The organism is Actinoplanes sp. NPDC023936, assembly GCF_040639325.1.
Taxonomy (GTDB): domain Bacteria; phylum Actinomycetota; class Actinomycetes; order Mycobacteriales; family Micromonosporaceae; genus Actinoplanes.
In genome coordinates this window covers 56,070-80,563 of sequence record NZ_JBEZZR010000020.1, presented here as the reverse complement: position 1 = coordinate 80,563, position 24,494 = coordinate 56,070, and the positions used below count along the sequence as shown (strand labels likewise).

Annotated in this window: 20 protein-coding genes and 1 pseudogene; 15 read left to right on the top strand and 6 right to left on the bottom strand. The window is 71.0% G+C overall.

What is annotated here, in order from left to right; translation table 11 throughout:
* Nucleotides 1–39: 39 nt before the first annotated feature.
* Together AB0F72_RS24630 and AB0F72_RS24625 are read left to right on the top strand one after the other, a co-directional pair.
* A complete protein-coding gene (locus tag AB0F72_RS24630) occupies nt 40–807 on the top strand; it encodes a crotonase/enoyl-CoA hydratase family protein (protein WP_360435475.1) in 768 nt (255 codons plus the stop codon).
* 40 nt (nt 808–847) lie between these two features.
* Complete coding sequence (locus AB0F72_RS24625; RefSeq protein ID WP_360435473.1) at nt 848–1,597, top strand: methyltransferase domain-containing protein; 750 nt, start codon at nt 848–850, stop codon at nt 1,595–1,597.
* A 671-nt stretch (nt 1,598–2,268) separates the two neighbouring features.
* Here the strand turns inward: AB0F72_RS24625 and AB0F72_RS24620 are convergent.
* Nucleotides 2,269–3,816 (bottom strand): acyl-CoA synthetase, encoded by a 1,548-nt coding sequence (locus tag AB0F72_RS24620; protein WP_360435471.1) that lies wholly within the window; start codon nt 3,814–3,816, stop codon nt 2,269–2,271.
* A 101-nt stretch (nt 3,817–3,917) separates the two neighbouring features.
* Here AB0F72_RS24620 and AB0F72_RS24615 point away from each other — a divergent pair, with 101 nt between their 5' ends.
* The 6 genes and pseudogenes from AB0F72_RS24615 to AB0F72_RS24590 all read left to right on the top strand — a co-directional run bounded on the left by AB0F72_RS24615 (nt 3,918) and on the right by AB0F72_RS24590 (nt 12,546).
* Entirely contained in the window at nt 3,918–4,844 is a 927-nt protein-coding gene (locus AB0F72_RS24615) for an OB-fold domain-containing protein (RefSeq protein WP_360435469.1), read from the top strand.
* Nucleotides 4,841–5,821: pseudogene (locus AB0F72_RS24610) on the top strand (lipid-transfer protein); the annotation flags it as partial. The gene AB0F72_RS24615 and the pseudogene AB0F72_RS24610, both read left to right, overlap by 4 nt.
* Before the next feature lie 71 nt (nt 5,822–5,892).
* On the top strand, nt 5,893–7,044 hold the full coding sequence (locus AB0F72_RS24605; protein WP_360435467.1) for a thiolase domain-containing protein: 1,152 nt from the start codon (nt 5,893–5,895) through the stop codon (nt 7,042–7,044).
* A 2-nt stretch (nt 7,045–7,046) separates the two neighbouring features.
* Nucleotides 7,047–8,624: a GMC oxidoreductase gene (locus tag AB0F72_RS24600; protein ID WP_360435585.1), complete on the top strand. Its 1,578-nt coding sequence runs from the start codon at nt 7,047–7,049 to the stop codon at nt 8,622–8,624.
* A 159-nt stretch (nt 8,625–8,783) separates the two neighbouring features.
* Nucleotides 8,784–10,607, top strand: a complete 1,824-nt coding sequence (locus AB0F72_RS24595; RefSeq protein WP_360435465.1) for a cellulose-binding protein — start codon at nt 8,784–8,786, stop codon at nt 10,605–10,607.
* A 106-nt stretch (nt 10,608–10,713) separates the two neighbouring features.
* Nucleotides 10,714–12,546 carry a S8 family serine peptidase gene (locus AB0F72_RS24590; protein ID WP_360435463.1) on the top strand — a complete coding sequence of 611 codons (1,833 nt, stop codon included), beginning with the start codon at nt 10,714–10,716 and terminating at the stop codon, nt 12,544–12,546.
* An 84-nt stretch (nt 12,547–12,630) separates the two neighbouring features.
* On the opposite strand, the gene AB0F72_RS24585 is transcribed toward AB0F72_RS24590, so the two are convergent.
* Nucleotides 12,631–13,851, bottom strand: a complete 1,221-nt coding sequence (locus AB0F72_RS24585; protein WP_360435461.1) for a cytochrome P450 — start codon at nt 13,849–13,851, stop codon at nt 12,631–12,633.
* 110 nt (nt 13,852–13,961) lie between these two features.
* Between AB0F72_RS24585 and AB0F72_RS24580 the strand changes: the two genes are divergently transcribed.
* Together AB0F72_RS24580 and AB0F72_RS24575 are read left to right on the top strand one after the other, a co-directional pair.
* Nucleotides 13,962–15,068 (top strand): steroid 3-ketoacyl-CoA thiolase, encoded by a 1,107-nt coding sequence (locus AB0F72_RS24580; protein WP_360435459.1) that lies wholly within the window; start codon nt 13,962–13,964, stop codon nt 15,066–15,068.
* Between the two features lie 10 nt (nt 15,069–15,078).
* On the top strand, nt 15,079–15,231 hold the full coding sequence (locus tag AB0F72_RS24575; protein WP_360435457.1) for a hypothetical protein: 153 nt from the start codon (nt 15,079–15,081) through the stop codon (nt 15,229–15,231).
* On the opposite strand, the gene AB0F72_RS24570 is transcribed toward AB0F72_RS24575, so the two are convergent.
* The 3 genes from AB0F72_RS24570 to AB0F72_RS24560 all read right to left on the bottom strand — a co-directional run bounded on the left by AB0F72_RS24570 (nt 15,216) and on the right by AB0F72_RS24560 (nt 18,272).
* Nucleotides 15,216–16,244, bottom strand: a complete 1,029-nt coding sequence (locus AB0F72_RS24570; RefSeq protein WP_360435455.1) for a DUF3068 domain-containing protein — start codon at nt 16,242–16,244, stop codon at nt 15,216–15,218. The genes AB0F72_RS24575 and AB0F72_RS24570 overlap by 16 nt on opposite strands.
* A gap of 61 nt (nt 16,245–16,305) precedes the next feature.
* A complete protein-coding gene (locus tag AB0F72_RS24565) occupies nt 16,306–17,127 on the bottom strand; it encodes an SDR family oxidoreductase (RefSeq protein ID WP_360435583.1) in 822 nt (273 codons plus the stop codon).
* Entirely contained in the window at nt 17,127–18,272 is a 1,146-nt protein-coding gene (locus AB0F72_RS24560; RefSeq protein WP_360435453.1) for an acyl-CoA dehydrogenase family protein, read from the bottom strand. The genes AB0F72_RS24565 and AB0F72_RS24560 overlap by 1 nt, the downstream gene beginning before the upstream one ends.
* A gap of 102 nt (nt 18,273–18,374) precedes the next feature.
* Here AB0F72_RS24560 and AB0F72_RS24555 point away from each other — a divergent pair, with 102 nt between their 5' ends.
* From AB0F72_RS24555 to AB0F72_RS24535, 5 genes are read left to right on the top strand one after another with little or no spacing between them, the layout of a single operon-like run.
* Nucleotides 18,375–19,877 carry a FadD3 family acyl-CoA ligase gene (locus AB0F72_RS24555; RefSeq protein ID WP_360435581.1) on the top strand — a complete coding sequence of 501 codons (1,503 nt, stop codon included), beginning with the start codon at nt 18,375–18,377 and terminating at the stop codon, nt 19,875–19,877.
* Entirely contained in the window at nt 19,874–20,704 is an 831-nt protein-coding gene (locus AB0F72_RS24550) for an enoyl-CoA hydratase (RefSeq protein WP_360435451.1), read from the top strand. Before AB0F72_RS24555 ends, AB0F72_RS24550 begins: the two co-directional genes overlap by 4 nt.
* Nucleotides 20,701–21,813, top strand: a complete 1,113-nt coding sequence (locus AB0F72_RS24545; protein WP_360435449.1) for an acyl-CoA dehydrogenase family protein — start codon at nt 20,701–20,703, stop codon at nt 21,811–21,813. Before AB0F72_RS24550 ends, AB0F72_RS24545 begins: the two co-directional genes overlap by 4 nt.
* Nucleotides 21,810–22,931 carry an acyl-CoA dehydrogenase family protein gene (locus AB0F72_RS24540; protein WP_360435448.1) on the top strand — a complete coding sequence of 374 codons (1,122 nt, stop codon included), beginning with the start codon at nt 21,810–21,812 and terminating at the stop codon, nt 22,929–22,931. The genes AB0F72_RS24545 and AB0F72_RS24540 overlap by 4 nt, the downstream gene beginning before the upstream one ends.
* On the top strand, nt 22,915–23,865 hold the full coding sequence (locus AB0F72_RS24535) for an acyl-CoA dehydrogenase family protein (RefSeq protein ID WP_360435446.1): 951 nt from the start codon (nt 22,915–22,917) through the stop codon (nt 23,863–23,865). Before AB0F72_RS24540 ends, AB0F72_RS24535 begins: the two co-directional genes overlap by 17 nt.
* A 2-nt stretch (nt 23,866–23,867) precedes the next feature.
* On the opposite strand, the gene AB0F72_RS24530 is transcribed toward AB0F72_RS24535, so the two are convergent.
* A complete protein-coding gene (locus AB0F72_RS24530; protein WP_360435444.1) occupies nt 23,868–24,464 on the bottom strand; it encodes a Uma2 family endonuclease in 597 nt (198 codons plus the stop codon).
* Between the last annotated feature and the right edge of the window lie 30 nt (nt 24,465–24,494).

The window sequence follows — 24,494 nt, the reverse complement described above, 5'->3', positions numbered from 1 at the left end:
GTTCCTCAGCAAGCCCAAGTTGCCGGGTAGGAGATGCGAGTGGACGCCCTAGTCGAACAGCGCGGACCGATACTGATCGTCACGATGAACCGGCCGCAGGTGCGCAACGCGCTCTCCGCCGAGATGATGGCCGTGATGCGCGACGCCTGGGACCGGGTGGACGCCGACCCCGGGATCCGGGTCGCGATCCTCACCGGGGCCGGCGGCGCGTTCTGTGCCGGGGCCGACCTGCGGGCGATGACCGAGTCGCCGCCCGACCTGCGCAACGGCGACCTCTCCCGGATCGACGCGCTGCTCAAGGGCCGGCGCCTCAGCAAGCCCCTGATCGCCGCCGTGGAGGGGCCGGCCGTCGCGGGCGGCACCGAGATCCTGCAGGCCACCGACGTGCGGGTGGCCGGGGAGAGCGCCCGGTTCGGGGTGTCCGAGGCGCGCTGGGGGCTGTTTCCACTGGGCGGTTCCGCGGTCCGGCTGCCGCGGCAACTGCCGTACACGATCGCGGTGGAACTGCTGCTCACCGGCCGGCACCTGACCGCCGCCGAAGCGCTGGCCGCCGGCCTCATCGGGCACGTGGTGCCGGACGGGACAGCCCTCGACAAGGCGCTGGAGATCGCCGGCACGATCGCGGCGAACGGCCCGCTCGCCGTGCAGGCGATCCTGCGCACCGTCCGGGAGACCGAGGGGCTGCCCGAGAACGAGGCGTTCGCCATCGAGTCGAAGATCGGGATGCAGGTCTTCACCAGCGACGACGCTCGCGAAGGGCCGCGGGCGTTCATCGAGAAGCGCACGCCCGAGTTCCGCGGGCGATAAATCGGTTGCCGGCTTCCCCACGTGTCGGTTGGGTGATGCGGTGACCGACTTGGATCCCCTCATCCGACCGGACCGTTATCCCCGATCGTCCACGTACGACCCTGCCTGGCTGGTCGCGCTCGACATGGGGCCGAACCCGCTCTGGCTCCTCGAGGACCTCGCCCGCGATCTCGACCTGCGGCCCGGGATGCGGGTGCTGGACCTGGGTTCCGGCAAGGGCGCCACCTCGGTCTTCCTGGCCCGGGAGTACGGCGTCGACGTGGTCGCCTCGGACTGGTGGGTCGGGGCGGAGGAGGCGACGGCGGTCTTCGAAGCGGCCGGCGTGGCGAACCGGGTGACGGCCGTGCACGCCGAGGCACATCAGCTGCCGTTCGACGAGGAGTCGTTCGACGCGATCGTCAGCATCGACGCTTTTGAGTATTTCGGGACGGCGGACAGTTACCTGCCGTACCTTCTGCGGTTCTTGCGCCCGGGTGGTCAGCTCGCTGTCGCCACACCGGGGATGGCGCGGGAGATCCGGGAGCTCGGGGAGATACCGGCGCACATCAAGGAGGTCGTCGGCTGGGAGGCGATCGCCTGGCACACGCCGCAGTGGTGGCGCTTCCAGTGGGAGATCACCGGGCTGGTCTCGGTCGCGTCGGCGCGGTGGCAGGAGGACGGGTGGCGGGATTGGCTGTTGTGGAGCCGGGTGGTGTCGCGTGATCCGTCCAGTGATCCGGTGGTCGCGATGCTGGAGAAGGACGCTGGGGAACTGCTCGGTTTCACGCTGCTGACCGCGCGCAAGCCCTGACAGCCAACCCGAAGCCCGCCACCGCCGGCCGCCGGCACGCCGCTGACCGCTTCCCCCGGGCGACTCGATCTCCCACACGGTGCCGGTCGCGTGCCGCCTGCCCACGCCGCAGGGTCCGACAATCCGACAAATCCGGTAAGTCGGTCGCGTGAGGAGCGGCGAGCGCGGGCGAGTGATCAACGCGTGCACTTGTCGCCCCGTCGCAAAGACCGAGCCGTAGCCCACGCAGCCAAACACGCCCCACAACCTGCCTGGACTACGGCTCGCCCAAGCCAGCCGTAGCCGGCGCAGCCAAAACCGCTCCACAACCTGCCTGAACTACGGCTCGCCCAAGCCAGCCGTAGCCGGCGCAGGATAAGTCGCCCCACAACCTGCCTGGGCTACGGCTCGCTACGCCGAGCCGCTGGCTACGCCTTCGGACCGGCGGCCGATACCTGTCTGCGCTACGGCTCGGTCAACGCCGGAGTCCACGCGGGAGCCGACGCGGGAGTCCACGCCGGAGCCGACGCGGGAGTCCACGCGGGAGCCGACGCGGGAGCCGACGCGGGAGCCGACGCGGGAGCCGACCCGGGAGTCCACGCGGGAGCCGACGCGGGAGTCCACGCGGGAGTCCACGCGGGACCCCTCCCGGCGCGCGCGAGCGGACCACCCGGCGGCGGGTGGGGTGCTGGTCAGATTTGGCGGGTGCGGCCTTCCCAGTACGGGTCTCGGAGCAGACGCTTGTACAGCTTGCCGTTCGGATCGCGGGGCAGCGCGTCCACATAGTCCACGGTCCGCGGAATCTTGAAGCGCGCCAGCCGGCCGGCCAGGAAGTCGAGCAGTTCGGCGGTGAGGGACGGCCCGGTTTCGGCGCCCGCCACCGGCTGCACGACGGCTTTGATCTCCTCGCCCCACTCGTCGTGCGGGATGCCGAAGACGGCCACGTCGGCCACCGCCGGGTGGACGGACAGCTCGTTCTCGATCTCGGCGGGGTAGACGTTCACGCCGCCGGTGATGATGACGTCGCTGGCGCGGTCGCAGAGGTACAGGTAACCGTCCTCGTCGAGGTATCCGATGTCGCCGACGGTGAACATGCGGTCCCGCCAGGAGGCCCGGGTCTTCTCCGCGTCACCGTGGTATTCGAACGTGGCGTCGCCCATCTGCAGGTACACCCGCCCGGGCGTCCCGGGATCGGCGTCCTTCCCGTCGTCGTCGAGCACCCGGACCCGTGACCCGGGCCAGGCGCGGCCGACTGATCCGGGCCGGGACAGCCACTCCGACGCCGTGATCAGGGTGCCGCCGCCCTCCGAGGCCGCGTAGTACTCGATCACCACGGGACCCCACCAGTCGAGCATCGCCTGCTTGACCGGTTGCGGACACGGCGCGGCGCCGTGGATCATCGCGCGCATCGAGGAGACGTCGGCTGCGGCACGGACCGGGCCGGGCAGGGCCAGCAGGCGGCGGAACTGGGTCGGCACCATGTGGCTGTGCGTGACGCGGTGCGCCGCCACGAGACGCAGGAAGTCCGCGGCGTCCCAGTGGTCCATCACCACGACCGTGTGCCCGAGCTGCACCGAGATGACAGCGAAGTTCATCACCGCCGTGTGGTAGAGCGGTGAGCAGCACAGATGCACGTGGCCGTCGAACGGTCGCAGGCCGAACAGCCCGAAGAACCAGAGCGAGACCGGCGACACGTCGTCCGGGTCGAGACCGGGCAGGGGGCGTCTGACCCCTTTCGGACGTCCGGAGGTGCCGGAGGTGTAGACCATGAGCGCTCCGACCGTACGCGGGCCGGGTCTTCCTGATCCGCCGGCACCCAGCGCGCCGAGCGGCAGAAAGCCCGGGATGTCGCCGGTGGCGAACCGGGCGGCGGCCGGGAGGCCGGCCTCGTCGGCCGCCGCCACCGCGGCGCCGGCGAAACGCGAGCTCGCGACGAACGCTTTCGCTCCGCTGTCGCGGAGGATGTATGCCAGCTCGGGCGCGGTGAGATGCCAATTCAGCGGTACGACGTGCAGCCCGATCTGTACCGCCGCGAAATAGCTGATCAGGATGTCGGCGCCGTTCGGCTGCAGCAGCGCGATCGTGTCGCCGGCGCCGAGACCGGCGTCGCGCAGGCCGCGCCCGATCCGGTCGGCCTCGGCGGCCAGTTCGCCGTAACTGATGGCACGGCCGCTCGGATCCACGATCGCCACGAGCTCCGGCGACTCCCCGGCGATGTTCCACATCCCGATCCCGCTCATGCCGCGACTCTATAACTCGTTCCATCGCTCGAAAAGCCGCCGGGGAGCATGGTTGCCGGACAAAGTTGGAACGTGTTTCACTCAACGGCGTGGAAGCGCCGATGACGATCGCCTTCGATTACACCCGTTCGCTGGGCCCGGTCCTGGGCCGGTTCATGGCGGGGTTGCGCGACGGCCGGGTGCTGGGCGGCCGGACGCCGGACGGGCGTGTGCACGTGCCGCCGCTGGAGTTCGATCCGATCACGCACGAGCCGGTGACCGAGCTGGTCCCGGTCGCGCCGACCGGCACGGTGATCAGCTGGACGTGGAACGCGCGCCCGCTCGAGGGACAGCCTCTGGATCGCCCCTTCGCCTGGGCGCTGATCAGGCTCGACGGCGCCGACACCGCCCTGCTGCACGCGGTGGACGCCGGCTCACCCTCCACGATCCGAACCGGCACGAGGGTACGGGTCCGCTGGGCGCCCACGAGAGTCGGCCACATCAACGACATCGCGTGCTTCGAGCCGGGCGAAACGGCAGCCGAGAACGTGGCGGCGCCGGAGTCTGCCGAGCCCGTGGAGATCATGACCACGCCGATCCGGCTGCACTACCGGCACACCACCTCCGACGAGGAGGACGCCTACCTGCGGGCGCTCGCCGACGGCCGCCTGATCGGCCAGCGCTGCCCGGCCTGCCGCAAGGTCTACGTCCCGCCCCGCGTCTGCCCGGCCGACGGCGTGGTGCCCGGCGAGGTCGTCGCGGTCGCCGACCGGGGAACCGTCACCACGTTCTGCGTGGTGAACGTGCCGTTCGCGGGGCAGCGGCTGCAACCGCCGTACGTCGTCGCCCAGGTCCTCCTCGACGGCGCGGACATCCCGATCCCGCACCTGGTCCTAGGCCTCGACGCCGCGGGCGTGCGGATGGGGATGCGGGTCGCCGCGGTCTGGCGGGACCGCTCCGAGTGGGCGTTCACCCCGGAGAACATCGCCCACTTCGAGCCGGCCGGCGAGCCGGACGCCCCCTACGAGACGTACGCGGAGCATCTATGAGCGACGTGGCTGTCATCGGGTTCGCCGCCTCGGACCGGTCGGTCACCACGAGCGGGGTGGAGACCCTGGTTCCGGTCTTCGAACAGGCCCTGGACCGGGCCGGCCTCGGCCGCCGGGAGATCGACTTCTGGTGCTCCGGGTCGTCGGACTATCTGGCCGGGCGGGCGTTCTCGTTCGTCAACGCGGTGGACGCGATCGGGGCGGTGCCGCCGATCGCCGAGTCGCATGTGGAGATGGACGCGGCGTGGGCGCTCTACGAGGCGTACCTGAAGATCCTGGCCGGGGAGGCGGAAACCGCCCTGGTGTACGGGTTCGGCAAGGCCACGGCCGGCGACCTGCACCGGGTTCTGGCACTCCAGCTGGACCCGTACACCGTCGCGCCGCTCTGGCCGGACGCGGTGAGTGTGGCGGCGTTGCAGGCCCGGATCGGGATCGACGCCGGACTGTTCACCGAACGGGACATGGCCGAGGTGGCGGCGCGTGATCGTGGCGGAAACGCCGAGGAGCTGCTCGGACGCCCGTACCTCTCGAATCCGCTGCGTGCCCACGACGTGGCGCGAGTGACGGACGGCGCCGCCGCGATCGTGCTGGCCGGCGGCGAGCGTGCGAGCCGGCACCGGGAGAGACCGGCTTGGATCACCGGGATCGCACACCGGATCGACGCGCAAGGGCTGGGCGAACGGGATCTGACCGAGGTTCCGTCGGCTGCCGCGGCGGCGCGCGACGCGGGGCTGGACCACGACGTGGACGTGGTCGCTCTGCACACGCCGTTCACGCATCAGGAGCTGCTGATGCGGCGCGCGCTCGACATCGCCGACACCGCACGGTTCATCGGGACGCACGGTGACGCCATGTTCTCGGCCGGACTCTCCCGGATCGGCGCGGCAGCCGAGGAAATCATGTCGGGCCGGGCGGACCGGGCGGCGGCGCATGCCACCAGCGGACCGGCGTTGCAACAGAACCTGGTGTGCGTCCTCGGAAGCAACCCGCCCGGAAGCAATCCGCCTGGAAGCAATCCGCCCGGAGGCAACCAGCTCGGAGGGATCGCATGAGACGCGCCGCCGTGCTCGGCACCGGGCAGACCCACCACCGCACCCGCCGCACCGACGTCTCGATGGCCGGGCTCTGCCGGGAGGCGATCGACCGCGCCCTCGCCGACGCGGACACCGGCTGGCCGCAGATCGACGCCGTCGTGCTCGGCAAGGCGCCCGACCTGTTCGAAGGCGTGATGATGCCCGAGCTGTTCCTCGCCGATGCGATCGGCGCGGCCGGGAAACCGCTGCTCCGGGTGCACACGGCCGGATCGGTGGGCGGCGCGACGGCGCTCGTCGCGACCAGCCTGATCCGGGCCGGCGTGCACAAGAGGGTGCTCGCGGTGGCGTTCGAGAAGCAGTCCGAGTCGAACGCGATGTGGGCGCTGTCGATCCAGCCGCCGTTCACCGCGCCGATCGGGGCCGGCGCGGGCGGGTACTTCGCGCCGCACATCAGGTCATACATCCGGCGGTTCGGTGCGCCGGCGCACGTCGGAGCGATGGTGGCCGTCAAGGATCGGCGCAACGGCGCGCTCAACCCCTACGCCCATCTGCGGCAACCCGACATCACTCCGGAGTCGGTGCAGGCGTCGCCGATGCTCTGGGACCCGATCCGTTATGACGAGACATGTCCGTCATCGGACGGCGCGTGCGCGGTGGTGATCGGTGATCAGGAGGCGGCGGAGGCGTCACCCCGGCAGGTCGCGTGGATCAGGGCCACCGCGATGCGCACCGAGCCGACCTTCTACTCCGGCAAGGATCACGTGAACCCGCAGGCCGGCGCCCTGGCCGCGCAAGCACTGTGGACGGCGGCCGGGATCACCGATCCGCTCGACGAGGTGGACGTCGCCGAGATCTACGTGCCGTTCTCCTGGTTCGAGCCGATGTGGCTGGAGAACCTGGGCTTCGCCGGGCCGGGCCAGGGCTGGAAGCTCACCGAGTCCGGCGAGACCCGGATCGGCGGGCGGCTGCCCGTCAACCCCTCCGGCGGTGTGCTCTGCTCCAACCCGATCGGCGCGTCCGGCCTGCTGCGTTTCGCCGAATCGGCCATGCAGGTGATGGGCCGGGCCGGGGAGCATCAGGTGGCCGGGGCGGCGACGGCGCTCGGTCACGCGTACGGAGGCGGATCGCAGTTCTTCTCCATGTGGGTAGTCGGGAGGCACCCGTGAAGATCAATCGTCGTACCGTGCTGCGGATCGGCGCCCTCGCGGCGGCCGGCACGCTGCCCGTCCTCCCGGCCCTGCAGGGCAGGACCGCGCTGGTGATCGGCAGCGGCTTCGGCGGGGCGGTGGCGGCCTGGCGGCTCGCTCAGGCCGGGATGATCGTGACCGTTCTTGAACGGGGACGACGGTGGACTGTGGACGGCTCCGGGACGACCTTCTGCACGATCAGCGACCCGGACTGGCGGTGCGCGTGGTTCGGTGACCGGCCGCCGCTCGGCCTGGACACCAGCAAGCCCATCGAACGCCGGGCCGGCCTCATCCAGAAACACGTCGGCGACGGCATCCAGGTGATGTGCGGGGCCGGCGTCGGTGGCGGCTCACTGGTGATCGGCATGTTCCTGCCACAGCCGCGCCGCGCCGACTGGGTGAAGGTCTACCCCGCCGAACTGCCGTACTCCGAGTTCGAGAGCACCTACTGGCCCCGCGCCCGGCAGAGTCTCGGCGCCGCGCCCATCCCTTCCGACATTCAACAGCATTCCGCGTACGTGGGAGCGAGGAGCTGGCTGCACTACGTGTCGGAGTTCGGCCGCACCGCGGTTCCGGTGCCCTTCGGCGTGAACTGGGACGTCATCCGGGACGAGCTGGCCGGTCGCGTGGTCAAGTGCCACTCGATCGGCGAGGGCCCGTTCGGCAGCAACTCGGGCGCCAAGAACAGCGTGGACCACAACTATCTGAGGTGGGCCGAGGCGACCGGCCGGGTTTCCGTGCTGCCGCTGCACGAGGTCACATCCCTGCGCGAGGTGTCCGGTTCTGATCGCCTCGAGGTGACCGCGCGGCAGATCGACGAGACCGGGGCGGTGCTGGCCACCAAGACGTTCTCCGGTGACTTCCTGTTCCTCGCGGCCGGATCGCTGAACACGACGTCGCTGTTGCTCGGCTCGCGGGCGCGCGGCGGGCTGCCCCGGCTGACCAGCACCGAGGTCGGCAAGGGCTGGGGCAACAACGGCGATTTCCTGGTGGCCCGGCTCAACCTGCGCAAGCCGGTCGGCAGCGCGCAGGGCGGTCCGGGGAACGTCAAATTCTATGACGATTCCAATCCCTACGCGCCCGCCGCGATGGCGTGGGAGGCCGCGCCGATCCCGTCCTGGCTGCCGAACACCACGGCACACCTGATCACCAGCCTGGTCGGTGAGCGCGGCGAGATCCGCTACGACGCGGCGACCGGCGGCGGCAAGGTGTACTGGCCGTACGCGGAGATGGAGACGGCGGCGGACCGGGCCGGCCGGGACCTCGCGACCCGGCTGTGGTGGGCCACCGAGGGCAGCAAGGGCAGCCTGCTGACCGGGCTGCCCTCCTACGACCGCAACACCGGGATGGGACTGGGCTCGCGGAACACCTATCACCCGCTGGGCGGCCTGGTCATGGGCCGGGCCACCGACTTCGGCGGCAGGGTGGCCGGGTACCCGAACCTGTACTGCGTGGACGGCGCCCTGCTCCCCGGCTCGGCGGCGCTCGCGAACCCGGCGCTGACCATCACGGCGAACGCGGAACGCTGCCTCGACCAGTTCCTGGCCGCGCACGCCTAACGCATTTCTGCAACAAACCTGCAAATCGAATTCATTGACTGCCTTATATCGGCGGTGAGAGATTTCTGTCGTTCCCCTCTCACCGCCGGGCCAATCCCCACCTGCGGATATCCTTTGACGCCATTGTTCGGCGGTGTCCATTCTCGGTCAGGAGAAAGAATGACACCATCCCATCCTTTTCGGCGGCTGTTCCTGGCCGGCGGCCTCGCCGCCGCGGTGACCGCCGGTCTGGTGGCGTCAGTGGCCACCGCCGAGGCGGCGACCGTGTTCAGCGCCGACTTCGAGTCCGGCAGCACCTCCGGCTGGTCAAAATCGGGCGGCACCTGGTCGATCGTCGCGGACGGCTCGCAGGTCCTGCAACAGAGCGACACCGGTAGCGAGCGGGCCCGGCAGTTCGGCGGATCAACCGGCTGGACGAACTACTCGGTGCAGGCCCGGGTCAAGGCCACCGCGTTCGCGTCCGCCGCCGGCGTGGTGGCGCTGACCGCGCGGGCCAGCGGGTCGACGAAGATGTACCGGCTCGCGCTGACCGGGTCGAACCAGGTGCGCCTCGAGACGATGAACGGCAGCGCGGTCAGCGTGCTCGGCTCGCTCGCGCAGAGCATCTCGACGAGCACGTACTACACGCTGCGGCTCTCCGTGAGCGGCAGCACGATCAGCGGGACCGTCAACGGTACGAGTGTGGGATCCGTTTCGGACAGCACGATCGCGGCGGGACGGATCGGCCTGCTCACCGAGCATGCCGCCGGACGCTTCGACGACATCGTGGTGGACGACGCCGCGGTCACCCCGCCGTCGTCGTCCCCGACATCCTCGGCCTCGGCCTCGCCGTCCCCGTCGGCCTCGTCGTCACCGTCCACGTCGCCGTCCCCGTCCGCCTCGTCGTCGCAGCCGGCGTCCGACGCCCTCTACGTCGCTCCGAACGGCACCGACGGCGCGGCCGGGACGATCGCCAGCCCCACCACGCTGACCTCGGCGATCGGCCGGATCGCGGCCGGCGGCACGATCTACCTGCGGGGCGGGACCTACGCCTACGCGCAGACGGTCACCATCCCGGCCGGGAACAACGGCACCTCTGGCGCGCTCAAGACGCTCACCGCGTACCCCGGGGAAGTGCCGGTCCTGAATTTCGCTGCGCAGAGCGAGGACCCGGCGAACCGCGGGCTCGCCGTGAACGGCAACTACTGGCGCGTCCAGCGGATCGTGGTCGAGCGGGCCGGTGACAACGGCATCTTCGTCGGCGGCAGCAACAACATCTTCGAGCGCACGATCACGCGGTTCAACCGGGACACCGGCCTGCAACTGTCCCGGATGCTGTCGACCACCCCGAACAGCCAGTGGCCGGCGAACAACCTGGTCCTCAGCGCGGAGTCGCACGACAACGCCGACTCCGACGGTGAGGACGCGGACGGTTTCGCCGCGAAGCTGACGGTCGGATCGGGCAACGTCTTCCGGTACGCGGTGGCGCACAACAACATCGACGACGGCTGGGACCTCTACACGAAGACGGACACCGGCCCGATCGGCGTGGTCACCATCGAGGACTCGCTCGCCTACGACAACGGCACGCTGAGCAACGGCGGGCAGGCCGGCAACGGCGACCGGAACGGGTACAAGCTCGGCGGTGAGGACATCGGGGTCAACCACGTGGTGCGGCGGAGCATCGCGTTCGAGAACGGCAAGCACGGGTTCACCTACAACAGCAACCCGGGCTCGATGACGATCTCGAACAACCTGAGCATCGACAACGCCGAGCGCAACTTCAACTTCGACGCCGGCAGTTCGGTGTTCCGCAACAACACGTCCTGCCGCAGCGGCAGCGGGACGAACGACCGGATCATCGGGAACTCGGACAGCTCGAACCAGTTCTGGTCCGGGACGAACGGGTCGCGGTGCGCGGCGTACGCGGGGGCGCTGGGCTGGTCCTACGCCACCGACGGCACCCTGATCGTGACGCTCGGTGGAAACCGGGTCACGCTGTAAAGAACGATCACTGAATTGACCGTTGGGCCAGGTCCGTTTCCCACCCCCTTTACCTAGCATCGTGGCGATCCATGATCTAAGACTCGGGGGTTTCAGATTGGGCACATTGACCCGACGCGTCACGGCTGGGCTCGTGCTGCCGGCCGCGCTCGTCGCCACGGCGATCGGCGCGCCGGCGGCACACGCCGCTGACGACGGCATCGCGGCACGCAAGAAGGCCGCGGCAGCCGGTACGATTCCGCTCCCGGCGGCTGCGGGGGCTGCCCGGCACAGCACCGCACCCGCGAGCTCCACGGTGGACCTCGTCGTCGGCCTGACCGGCGACGGCGTCACCGCGAACAAGGTCAGCGGGTTCCGCGCCCGCGGCAACTCCTCCCTCGCCAAGCTGGGGGTGCGCACCGTCAGCGTGCCCCGGGCGGAGGCCGCCGCGGCTGCCGCGAAGCTGCGGGCCACACCCGGCGTCAAGTACGTCGAGGAGGACGCGATCGTCACGGCGGACGCTGTCACGCCGAACGACCCGCTCTACTCCAAGCAGCCCGAGCTGCGGCAGATCGGCGTGCCGGACGCGTGGAGCAGCACGACCGGCTCCGGCATCACGGTCGCGGTGATCGACAGCGGCGTCACGCCCTTCGGCGACATCTCCGGCCGGCTGCTCTCCGGCTGGGACTTCGTCAACGGCGACGACAAGCCGATCGACGACGACGGCCACGGCACCGCTGTCGCCTCGCTGATCGCCGGGAAGGGCAACAACGGGCAGGGCACGGCCGGCGTCTGCTGGTCCTGCAAGATCCTGCCGGTCAAGGTGCTCGGCGCCGATGGCGGGGGCTACCAGAGCACGGTGGCCTCCGGTGTGATGTACGCGGCCGACCGCGGCGCGAAGATCATCAACCTCTCACTCGGCGGCCCCGGCGACGTCACCGTCCTGCGGGACGCCGTGGCGTACGCGCAGCGCAAGGGCGCCCTGGTCGTCTCGTCGGCGGGCAACAACGCGATCTCCACGCCGCAGTACCCGGCCGCCTACCCCGGCGTGCTCAGCATCGGCGGCACGGCACCGGACGGCGAGTGGGCGGTGTACGAGGACGAAGACGGCAAGATCGTCGGGTCCAACTACGGCGCGAGCTGGGTGGACGTCGCGGCGCCGTTCTGCACGTGGGCAGCCGACCTGGACGGATTGAGCACCGCCGGCACCGCCGACGACTACGACTACTTCTGTGGCACCTCGGCGTCCGCGCCGCTGGTCAGCGGGGTCGTCGCACTGCAGAAGTCGAAGCACCCGAAGGCCAGCAACGCGGCGCTGACCTACAGCCTGACCCGTACCGCCCGGCAGAGCACGCTGTACAAGATCACTCAGTACGGCGAGATCCGCGCCGGACGGGCCGTGACGAGCGTCGACACGTCCGCGCCGCGGGTCACCGGGACGAGCCCGGCGCAGAACAAGCGGTTCCGCGGCGCTGTCACGGTCACCGCGACCGGGGTGGCCGACAGCGGTTCGGGCCTGTCGCACGCGCTGCTCTACGCCAACGGCAAGTACGTCGGCCGGGACAACACGGCGCCGTACGCGCTGCGGTACAGCAGCGGCAAGTTCACCGGCAACGTCAACCTGCAGTGGCGGGTGTACGACAAGGCCGGCAATTACGGCGTCTACAACCGCCGCGTCATCGCCGACAACACGGCGCCGGCCGCGAAGATCACCAGTGCGCCGAAGAACGGCAAGAAGGTCAAGGGCACGGTGACCCTCAAGGCCTCGGCCGGCGACGCCAGCGGCATCGCCCGGGTCGAGCTGATCATCAACGGCAAGGTGGTCGCGAAGGACTACAAGGCCGGTTACTCCTTCAAGATCAAGGTCAAGAAGTACGGCAAGAAGCTGACGGTGAAGGTGCGTGCCGTCGACAAGGTCGGCAACACCAGGACGACTGCCGCGCGTACCTGGAAGCGCTGATCCACACCTGAGAAGGCCCGCCCTGTTCGAAGGGCGGGCCTTCTTCATGGGCCGAATCGGGGCGGACGCGAGGGACACCGGTCCTCAGCGGTACCGGACCGGCAGGTGCTTGATGCCGTTGATCCAGCCGGACCGCAGCCGGGCCGGTGAGCCGGCCGGCGTGATGCCCGGCATCTGGTCGGCGATCGCGTTGAAGATGAGATCGATCTCCAGGCGGGCCAGGTTGGCGCCGAGGCAGAAGTGTGCGCCGCTGCCGCCGAACCCGAGGTGCGGGTTGGGGCTGCGGGTGATGTCGAAGGTGTGCGGGTCGGTGAAGACGTCCTCGTCGTAGTTCGCCGAGCCGTAGAACATCGCCACCCGCTGGCCCGCCCGGATCGGCTGGCCGTTCAGCACCGTGTCGTGTTTGGCGGTGCGCTGGAAGGCGTTGATCGGGCTGCCCCAGCGGACCACCTCGTCGACGGCGGTGCGCGGGCGGGTCGAGCGGTAGAGCTCCCACTGCTCCGGATGCTCCATGAACGCCAGCATGCCGTGGGAGATGGCGTTGCGGGTGGTCTCGTTGCCGGCCACCGCGAGCATCAGCACGAAGAAGCCGAACTCGTCGCTGGAGAGGTGCTCGCCGCCGATCTCCGCGTTGACGAGCGTCGTCACGATGTCGTCGCGGGGGCAGGCCTTGCGATCCTCGGCCATCGTCATCGCGTAGCCGAGCAGGGACATGGCCGGCTCGATCGGGTCGGAGCCGTCGCTGAACTCCGGGTCGTCCTGCCCGATCATCGCGTTGGACCAGTTGAAGACGTCGTGCCGGTCCTCCTGCGGCACCCCGAGCAGCTCGGCGATCGCCTGCAGCGGCAGCTCGCAGGCGATCTCGTTGACGAAGTCACCGGCGTCCGAGGCGGAGCTGACGATCTGGGCGGCGCGCTCCTGCAGGGCGGCGCGCAGGCTGGTGACGGCCCGCGGCGTGAAACCCCGGGACACGATCGCGCGGTGCTGGGTGTGCTGCGGCGGGTCCATGTTGAGCAGGATGTAGCGCTGCATCTCCAGGCGGTCCTGGGTCATGTCCGCGCCGAACCGGACGATCGCGGTCTTCTCCCAGCTGGAATACGTGTCGCTGTCCCGGGACACGGTCATCACGTCGGCGTGCCGGGTCACCGCCCAGTAGCCGTCGTCGTCGAACCCGGCGGTCCCCCGCTCCTGCGGCACCCAGCAGACCGGTGCGTGCGCGCGGGCCTCGGCGAACTCCTCCTGCGGGATGCCGTGGACGTAGATGTCCGGGTCGGTGAAGTCGATGCGGGTACGCGGCTCAGCCACGGCTACTCCGTCCAACCAAAGGGACAGCAACAGGTTCTACCCGATTCAAACACGATCGCCGTACTGGATGGTAGGTTCCACACGAGAACACGTTCTATACGGAGGTCAGTGTGGGCGTACCGGTGATTGTCGATGCCGTTCGCACCCCGATCGGCCGCCGGGGCGGCTGGCTGGCCGGGGTGCACGCGGCCGAGCTGCTGGGGGCGGTGCAGAAATCCCTCCACGACAGATGTCCGGAGAAAATCGAACAAATCATCGGCGGCTGCGTCACCCAGGGCGGCGAGCAGTCGAACAACATCACCCGGACCGCGTGGCTGCACGCCGGCCTGCCGCACGACACCGGCTGCACCACGATCGACGCCCAGTGCGGCTCCGCCCAGCAGGCTGCCCACCTCGTCGCCGGCCTGATCGCCGCCGACGCGATCACGGCCGGCATCGCCTGCGGCGTGGAGTCGATGAGCCGGGTGCCGCTGCGCGCCAACCTCGGCGACGCCGGCCTGCCGCGCCCGGCGAGCTGGGACATCGACCTCCCCAACCAGTACGTGGCGGCCGAGCGGATCGCCGACCGCCGCGGGCTCACCCGGGCCGACCTGGACCGGTTCGGCGTGCGCTCACAGGCGAACGCGGCCCGCGCCTGGGCCGCCGGCCGGTTCGACCGCGAGGTGATCCCGGTGGCCGGCGTCGAGCGTGACCAGGGCCTCCGGGAGACCACGATGGCGGGCCTGAGCGGCCTCACGCCGGTGCTGCCGGACGGCCGGCACACGGCCGGCACGAGCTCGCAGATCTCGGACGGCGCGGCGGCCGTCCTGCTCATGGACGCCGACCGCGCCCGTGAGCTGGGTCTCCGGCCGCGGGCGCGGATCGTCGCGCAGTGCCTCGTCGGCGCGGAGCCGTACTACCACCTGGACGGGCCGGTCGCCGCCACCGAGCGGGTGCTGTCCCGGGCCGGGATGAAGATCGACGACGTCGACCTGTTCGAGGTGAACGAGGCGTTCGCCAGCGTGGTGCTCTCCTGGCTCGCGGTGCACCGCGCGGACGAGGACCGGGTCAACGTCAACGGCGGCGCGATCGCGCTGGGCCATCCGGTCGGCAGCACCGGCGCCCGGCTGATCACCACCGCCCTGCACGAACTGGAGCGTTCGGGGGGCCGCACCGCACTGATCACGATGTGCGCGGGCGGCGCGATGTCGACAGCGAGCATTCTCGAGCGGCTGTGAGGAGAGTCGGATGTTGGTGAATCTGTTGGTGGCCGCGGTGGCGGCCGTCGTGCTGGGGGTGGCCGGCGTGGCCGCGGTCGTCGCCGCGGTCAACCCGAGTGCCGGCGAGGTCGCGTCCCAGATCGACCCGCTGGCGCCGCCGGACTTCTACGGGGTCCGCTGAGCCGGGGCCGGTTCCGGCGGCGCCACGTGCGCCGGGGTCCGCTTGCCGGTCCCCGGCGCGCCGCGCGCCAGGAGGAAACCGCCGATCAGCAGCCCCACCCCGATCAGCACCAGGATGATCGGAACCCAGAAACCCAGGAGCCTCAATTGGGTACGGCCATCGGCCGCCTGCTCGTGCAGAACGGCGAGCGTCTCCTGGTCGTACTGCAGATCCGCGTCGAAGATGACGATCGGCGTGCCGGTGTCCGGCACCAGTTCGCGGTGCTGCAGCTCGCGATAGCCGACGATCGCGCCGGTCTGCGGCTCCACCCAGAGCGTGCGGGCGGCGCGGTAGTCGACCGTCCCGGTGGTGGCGCCGGGCGCGAGGAAGGCGACCAGGCCGGCGAGCGACTGCGGGTCCATCTCCACCGGCTGCTGCGGGATCTGCTGCTCGAACCGGTACGTCGGCAGGCCGTTGAAGTCCTCCTCCGCCCGGTACTCCATCGGCAGCGCCCGGTGCAGCGCCGAGTCCCAGTACTGATACGTCTTCTTCTCCGTGCCGAACGGGAAGAGGTAGAGCTGACCCTCGAAGTCGACGTTGCCGGCCAGGCAGGCGACACCCGGGTTCTCGCTGTGGCACTGGCCCTCCCAGTCGACCGCCGCGCCGGACGCCCGGTCGAGCGCGATCCGGCTCTCCGACCGGTTGATCGCCTCGCCCGTGTCGGCCCGGTCGGTCGCGTGGAACGCATTCCAGATCAGGGTCTCGTCGGCGAGGTCGCCGGTGAGATCGGCGGCCGCCTGGAAGTCCGGCGTGATCCCGGTCCGCGACCGCAGACCGGCCTGCTCCACGGTGACCTGACCGTCTTTCGCCTGGGCGAAGGTGGCGCTGTCATCGGCCACCACCACGTCCGGTGGGATCAGGTCGAGCGGGACCTTCTTCTGCGAGGGGACGATGATCCAGGCGAGGCCGCCGGCCAGGAGCAGGCAGAGAACCCCGAGCCCGAACAGTGTCACACCGGTGAGTCGCCGCGTCATCGCGTCCTCCCTGAAAGTAGAACGCGTTACAATCTACTGCTCCGTAACTTAAAGCGGAACCCTACGGATGCTGGCTGCTCACCGAGATGACCTCGCCGGTGAGGTACGACGCGTAGTCACTGGCCAGAAAGGCCACCACCGTCGCCACCTCCCAGGGCAGCGCGGCCCGCCCGAACGCCTCCCGCCCGGCCAGTTCGTCCAGCTCACGTCGGCTCATCACGCGCTCCAGGAACGGGTGCTCGGCGAGGCTCGGCGCCACCGCGTTGACCCGGATCCCGTGCGCGGCCGCCTCCAGCGCCACGCACCGGGTGAACGCCATGACCCCGGCCTTGGCCGCCGCGTAGTGCGCCTGGCCGGCCTGCGCCCGCCAGCCGAGCACCGACGCGTTGTTGACGACCACACCGCCGCTCCCCTGCTCGATCATCCGGCGCAGGGCAGCCCGGGTGCAGCGGAACGTGCCGGTGAGCGTCACGTCGAGAACCCGCGCCCACTCCTCGTCGGTCATCTCGGCGACCGGCCGGTTGCCGCCCAGCCCGGCGTTGTTGACCAGCACGTCGATCCGCCCGAACCGGCCCGCCGCCGCCTCGATCAGCTCCCGCACCGCGGCCTCGTCGGTGACGTCGCAGGGCACCTGCCACACCCGTCCCGGACGGCTCCCGTCGAATCGCTCGAAGGCCGCACCGAGGCGGCGGGCATGGCTGTCGCTCAGCACCACCCGCGCGCCCTCGTCGAGGCAGCGCTCGGCGACGGCCGAACCGATGCCGGCGCCGGCGGCCGCCGTGACGACCACGACCTTGTCCTCGAGGAGGCCGCGCCCGGCGGGCGGCCCCGGAATGCCGCGCCCGGCGGGAGGACTCGGGAGGCCGCGCCCGGTTGGAGGCATCATCGGCGGTCTCCGCGCGGCAGGCCGAGCACCCGCTCGGCCACGATCCCCCGCTGGATCTCGTCGGACCCGCCGTAGATCGTGTCGGCCCGGCTGAACAGGAACAACCGCTGCCAACGCTCGGTGTCCGCCTCGGACGCGCCGCGGGCCAGCACGTCCATCGCCAGCTCGCCGAGGCCCTGCCGCCAGCGGGTCCACAGCAGCTTCACCACCGACGGGTTCGCGGGCGGCGGCGTGGCCAGGGCGAGCGTGCGCAGCGTGTGCGCCCGCAGCACGGTGAGGTCGACCGACGCCCGGGCCAGCCGGGAGCGCAGGAAGGGGTCGGCCGCAGCGCCGTTGCCACGCGCCAGTGCGACCAGGTCGTCCAGGTCGCGCTGGAAGCCGATCTGCTGGCCGACCGTGGCCGCCCCACGCTCGTGGGCGAGGGTCGCCATGGCCACCCTCCACCCCTCGCCGGGCTTGCCCACGACCAGGTCACCTGGTGTGCGGGCGTCGTCGAAGAACACCTCGTTGAACTCGCTGTCGCCGGTGAGCTGCCGGATCGGGCGGACCGTCACGCCGGGCTGGCGCATCGGCACGAGGAGATAGGACAGACCGCGATGCCGGGGGGCGCCGTCGTCCGGCGGAGCCGTCCGGGCCAGCACGAAACACCAGTCGGCCACGTGGGCCAGCGAGGTCCACACCTTCTGCCCGGTGAGCACCCACTCGTCGCCGTCGAGCCGGGCCCGCGTGGTGACACCGGCGAGGTCGGAACCGGCGCCGGGCTCGGAGTAACCCTGGCACCACAGCTCCTCGACCGCGGCCAGCGCGGGCAGGAACCGGCGCTGCTGCCCGGGTGTGCCGAGCTCCATCAGGGTCGGCCCGACCATCGTGGTGCCGATGTGGTCGACCCGGCTCGGCGCGCCGCTCCGCGCGTACTCCTCGTGGAAGATCACCTGCTGGGCGAGGGACGCGCCGCGCCCGCCGTGCTCCACCGGCCAGGCGAGCGTGGTCCAGCCGGCCGCGGCGAGCCGCCGGGCGAACGCGAGGCGCTCCGGGAACGCCTCGTTCTCCCGGCCGGGACCGCCCGCGCCGCGCAGCTCGCCGGCGAGGTTGGCGGCGAGCCAATCCCTGATCTCGTGGCGGAACGCCTCGTCGCCGGCCACTGGCGTCACCTCCCGGAGCGCGCGTAGGCTTCACACCCTAGGCGACCAAGCACTTGCTTGGTAAGGAAACTCGGTGAGCGGATGGCACGCACGGGAGGCCGGATGGACGACACCATCCCGGCGGCGATGGACCGGGCGGCGCGCGATTTCGGGACGGCTCCGGCGCTCGCCGACGCGGACGCCGGCCGGTGGACCTTCGCGGAGCTGCGCGACGAGGCCCGCACCGCGGCCCGCGCGTTCGCCGCCTCGGGGATCGAGGCCGGTGACCGGGTGGCGATCTGGGCGCCGAACACCGCGCACTGGGTTCTCGCCGCCCTCGGCGCGAGTTACGCGGGGGCGACGCTGGTGCCGGTCAACACGCGCTACCCGGCGGTCGAGGCCGCCGACGTGCTGCATCGCAGCGAGGCCCGGGCCCTGGTCGTCTCCGGCCCGTTCCTGGGCGCCGACCGGCTCGCCGACCTGCGGGCGACGGGCGCCGCGCTGCCTCCGCTGGTGGTTCCCCTGCCGGACTGGGCGAGCTTCCTGCGGCGCGCGCCCGGCGTCCCGCTTGCGGCCGCCGAGGCACGAGCAGCGGGGGTACGCCCGGACGACCTCAGTGACATCCTCTTCACCTCCGGCACGACGGGCCGCAGCAAGGGCGCCATGAGCGCACACCGCCAAGCCCTCGGGGCGGCCGCCGCGTGGGCGGAGATCGCCGGGCTCACCAGCGACGACAACTATCTGGTGATCAACCCGTTCTTCCACAGCTTCGGCTGGAAGGCCGGGATCCTCGCCTGCCTGCTCACCGGCGCGACGATCGTGCCGCAGGCGGTCTTCGACGTGTCCCGCGCGTGCGAGCTGATCGCCCGGGAACGGATCACCGTGCTGCCCGGCGCGCCCACCCTCTACATCGGCCTGCTCGACCATCCGTCACGCGCGGCCCACGACCTGTCGAGCCTGCGGCTCGTGGTCACCGGCGCCGCCCCCGTGCCGCCGGCGCTCATCGCGCGGATCCGCACCGAGCTGGGCGCCGGCACGGTGCTCACGGCGTACGGGCTGACCGAGGCGGTGGTGGCGACGATGTGCCGGCCGGGTGACGACGACCGGACGGTGTCCACCACGTCGGGGCGGGCCGCGGCCGGGATGGAGGTACGGATCGGCGACAAGGACGGCGAGATCCTGCTGCGCGGGCCGAACGTGATGCTCGGCTACCTCGACGACCCGGCGGCCACAGCGGAGGCGATCGACGCCGATGGCTGGCTGCACACCGGGGACGTCGGGCGGCTCGACGATCGGGGCTATCTGACGATCACCGACCGGGTCAAGGACATGTTCATCAGTGGCGGGTTCAACGTGTACCCGGCCGAGGTCGAACGGGTCCTCGCCGAGATGCCCTCGGTCGCCGAGGCGGCTGTCGTCGGGGTGCCGGACGAGCGGCTCGGTGAGGTGGGACGGGCTTTCGTCGTACCCAGGCCGGGGTTTGATCTGGATCCGGCCGAAGTGATCACTTTCTGCCGGAGCCGGCTCGCCGGGTACAAGGTGCCGCGGCGTGTGGAACTGCGGGCGGAGCTGCCGCACAACGCTTCCGGCAAGGTTCTCAAATTCCAGCTGCGGGAGGCGCCGTGACGGTTCGCTACGAGACGCGCGGGCCCGTCGCATTGGTGACGATGAATCGCCCTCGGTATCGGAACGCGCAGAACTCGGCGATGACCTACGCGCTCGACGACGCGTTCACCCGGGCCGTGAACGACAGCGACGTGGCGGTGATCGTGCTGGCCGGGGCGGGCGACCACTTCTCCGCCGGCCACGACATCGGCACTCCGGAGCGCGACGCCGACACCGAGTTCCCGCGCCGCGCGGTGCCCTGGTGGGACCACACCGACAAGGCCGGCGCGGACCGCCGATTCGCCCGGGAGATGGAGGTCTACCTGGGCATGTGCCGGCGCTGGCGGGAGATGCCGAAACCGTCGATCGCGATGGTGCAGGGCGCCTGCGTGGCCGGCGGGCTGATGCTGGCCTGGGTCTGCGACCTGATCGTGGCGGCCGAGGACGCGTTCTTCGCCGACCCGGTGCTGCGGATGGGCATCCCCGGGGTGGAGTACTTCGCGCATCCCTGGACGCTCGGCGCCCGGATGGCCCGCGAGGTGCTCTTCACGGGTGATCGTTTCGGGGCACGGCGCGCCTACGAGGTCGGCATGGTCAACCGGGTGGTGCCCCGCGAGGAGCTGGAGACGGAGACGTTCGCGCTGGCCGGGCGGATCGCGCAGATGCCGCCGTTCGGGCTGGCGCTCGCGAAACGGGCGATCAATCTCTGCGAGGACCAGATGGGGATGCGCAGCGGCATGGACTCGGTCTTCGGACTGCACCACCTCGCCCACGCGCACAACGCGGAGACCAGCGACGATCCCCTCGCCGGCATGGACGCGGCGGCCATGAAGAAGGCCGCCCGGTGAATCTGGAACTGGCTCCCGCGGCCGCCGCTTTCCGCGACGAGGCACGGGACTGGCTGGCCCGGAACGTGCCGGCCGAGCCGTTGCCGGGCGTGGACACCCCGGCGGGCGCCGCGGCACACCGGGAATGGGAGCGGCGGCTTTCCGACGCCGGGCTCGCCGCGGTCTCCTGGCCGTCGGAATACGGCGGGCGGGCGGCTCCGCCCCTGCACGCGGTGCTTTTCGACGAGGAGTACCACGGGGCTTCCGCTCCGATCCGGATCGGTCAGAACGGGCTGTTCCTCCTCGCGCCCACGCTGCTCGCGCACGGCACGTCCGAGCAGTGCGCCCGGGTTCTGCCGCCGATGGCACGCGGTGCGACGGTGTGGGCGCAGGCGTGGTCCGAGCCGGAGGCGGGCAGCGATCTCGCGGCGATCCGGTCGCGCGCGGTCCGGGTCGCCGGCGGCTGGTCGCTGTCCGGGCAGAAGACGTGGAGCTCCCGGGCGGCCGTCGCGGACCGGGCGTTCGGGCTGTTCCGCAGTTCCGCCGAGCCCCATCGCGGTCTCACCTACCTGATGTTCGACCTGCGGGCGGCCGGTGTCACGGTGCGGCCGATCCGGCAGCTGGACGGCCATGCCGGGTTCGCCGAGATCTTCCTGGACGACGTCTTCGTGCCGGACCACGATGTGATCGGCGCGCCCGGGGACGGGTGGCGGGTGGCGATGAGCACGGCGGGTCACGAGCGTGGGCTCACGCTGCGTGGTCCCGGGCGGTTCACCGCGACCGCTTCCCGGCTCGTGCGGCTCTGGCTCGCGGAGGGCTCGGACACCGCGCTGCGGGACCGGGTGGCCGACTCGTGGATCGCGGCGCGGGCGTATCGGATGGCCGCCTACCTGTCGCTCGATCGCGCCATCCCACCCAGCGCTACCAAGATCTTCTGGTCGGAGACGGACATCGCGCTGCATGAGACAGCGCTCGAGGTGCTCGGGGCGCGGGCCGAGGCGGACGCGGACTGGACGGCCGGCTATCTCTTCGCCCTGGCGGGCTCGATCTATGCCGGGACCAACGAGATCCAGCGCGGCATTCTCGCGCAGCGAGGGCTCGGCCTTCCCCGGGACATGGGTACGGGATGAGACTCGCGCCGTCGGCGGAAGAGGCCGATTTCGCGGCGTCGCTGCACGGGGCGCTTCATGCTGCGGGGGCGTTCTCCGGGCCGGATTCCGGGGCGGTGTACCGGCCGCGTGCCGGGGAGCTTTCCGGGGCGGTTTCCGGGCCGGATTCCGGAGTGCTTTCCGCGTGGGGGCGGCTCGGGGCGCTCGGCGTCACCGGGCTGGCGGTGCCGGAGCGGTTCGGTGGGGCCGGGGCGCCGGCGTCGGCCCTCGTCGTAGCGGCGGAGGAGCTCGGACACCACGCTGTTCCGGGGCCGGTCGCGGAGTCGCTCGCGGCGGTTCCGGCGCTGCTCGCCGGCTGCGGGGACGAGCGGATCGCCGCGACCTGGCTGCCCGGACTCGCCTCCGGCCGTCTCGTCGCCACTCTCACGGCCCCGCCCTGGCTGCCGCTTGCCGCGCATGCCGAGACGGCCGGAGTCCTGGTGTGGGCGGGACCGGATGTGGTGCGGGTGTCCGGTGGCCGGATCTCCCCCGGCAGCGTCGTGGCCGAGGACTCGGCGTCGGCATCCGTCGTGGCCGAAGGCCCGGCGTCGGCACCAGTCGTGGCCGAAGGCCCGGCACTGGCACCCGTGGTGGAGCGCGCGCTGAATCTCGGGGCGCTCGTCTGCGCGGCTCAGCTGCTCGGGCTGGGGCGGGCGATGCTGGAGGCATCGGTGGAGTACGCGCGGGCGCGCCAGCAGTTCGGCGGGCCGATCGGGCGGTTCCAGGCGGTCCAGCACCGGCTCGCTGACGTGGCGGTGGCGCTGGAGTTCGCACGGCCACTGCTGTACGCGGGCGCGGCGGCGCTCGACCATCCCCGCGACGTCTTGGACGCGGCCGAGCTCAACCCGGCCTCGGACGCGGCCGGGCTCAACCCGGCCCGGGATGTGTCGGCGGCGAAGGTGGCCTGTGCGGAGGCGGCGCATCGGGCGGCCCGGGCGGCGCTGCAGGTGCACGGGGCGGTGGGCTACACGTGGGAGCACGGGCTGCGGCGGTGGCTGGCCATGACGCGGGTGCTGACCCTGAGCTGGGGCACCGCCTCGCAGCATCGCGCCCGGGTGATGACGGAACTGGCGAAGGGGTGCGATGAACGAGGAACGTGAGGCGTTGCGCTCGGCGGTCCGCGGGCTGGTCTCCGGGTACTCGGCGCGGGACGGGTACGACGCCGGACTCTGGCGGCGGCTCTGCACGGAGATCGGCGTGGCCGGGCTGGCGGTGCCGCCGGAGTACGGCGGGGCCGGCGCGACACCGCACGAGTCGATCGTCGTGCTGGAGGAGCTGGGACGGGCGCTGGCACCGGCGCCGATGCTCGGGACGCTGCTGGGAACGCAAGCACTGTTGGCGACCGGCAACGAGCACGCGTGTGCCCGGTTGCTGCCCCCGATCTGCGCCGGTGCCCTGGTCGTGGCCGTGACCTGGGACGGAGTGGTGATCGACGCCTCGATCGCTGATCTGCTGCTGGTGGTCTCCGAGGATCGGCTGTACTCGGTGGATCCGGCGGCGGTGTCGATGCGGCCCGCGGCATCGCTGGACCTGACGAGGAAGCTGAGCGAGATCAGCCCAATAGACATTTCCGAAATGTCGGAGATCGGCCCGGCGCGCCCCCTGCACGACCTCGCGTGCGTCGCGCTGAGCGCCGAACAGGTGGGAACCGCCGCCCGCGCCCTGGAGCTGACCGTCGACCATGCGAAGAACCGGGTCCAGTTCGGACGGCCGATCGGGGCGTTCCAGGCCCTGCAGCACCGGATGGCCGAGGCACACGTCCGCGTGGAGGCCGCCCGCTCCGCCTGCTGGACCGCTGCCGAAGCCCTGGTGACCGGCTCACCGGACGCCGGCCGGCTCGCCGCCGTCGCCAAGGTCTGGTGCTCGGAGACCGTCCGCGCGGTCACCGCCGAGATGGTGCAGGTGCACGGCGGGATCGCGATCACCTGGGAGCACGACGCCCACCTGTACCTGCGCCGGGCCTGGTCCTCGGCCCAGCTCTTCGGCTCGCCGCAGGAACACCTCGACCGGCTGGCCGGCGCTCTCCTGCCGTGAGGTCAGCCGCGGAGCGGACCTTTCTGATCGATCACGGTGAGGTCGATATCGATCTCGAACGGATGGGCCAGATTCATCCGATCGTGGAAGATTCCCACCGGGACATATTTACTCGTGGCCGGATCGAGCTCGTACGCATAGATGACCATTCGCCCTTCAGCATCTTCCACACGCCAGAAATACCTGATGCCCGCCTCAGCGTAGAGCGACGGCTTCCGCTTACGATCACGCTCTTCCGAATCGGGCGAAACCACCTCGACGGCCAGAACCACCGCGTCCGCCGGGTACCACGTGGCATCCAGGCCGATCTCCGCGTCCGCGTGCACGAGCAGCAGGTCCGGCTCCGGCCGCTGGCGTTCGCCCAGCACCACGGACATCTCCCGGCTGACCACGAACCGATCCCCCGGCGCGAGCCGGATCAACGCGTTCTCCAGGAGGCGCAGAGCCATCATGTGAAAGCGTTTCTGCGGACTCACGACGACAAGGCTTCCGTCGATGAGTTCGGTGTGCGGCGGAAGATCGGGGATCCGATCGAGATCATCAGCGAAATAGCCCTCGGGGGGAGGTCGGTGCCATGTATCGGCCAATTCGGCGCTCATGAAACCTACCCTTTCCGGAGGGCAATTCGG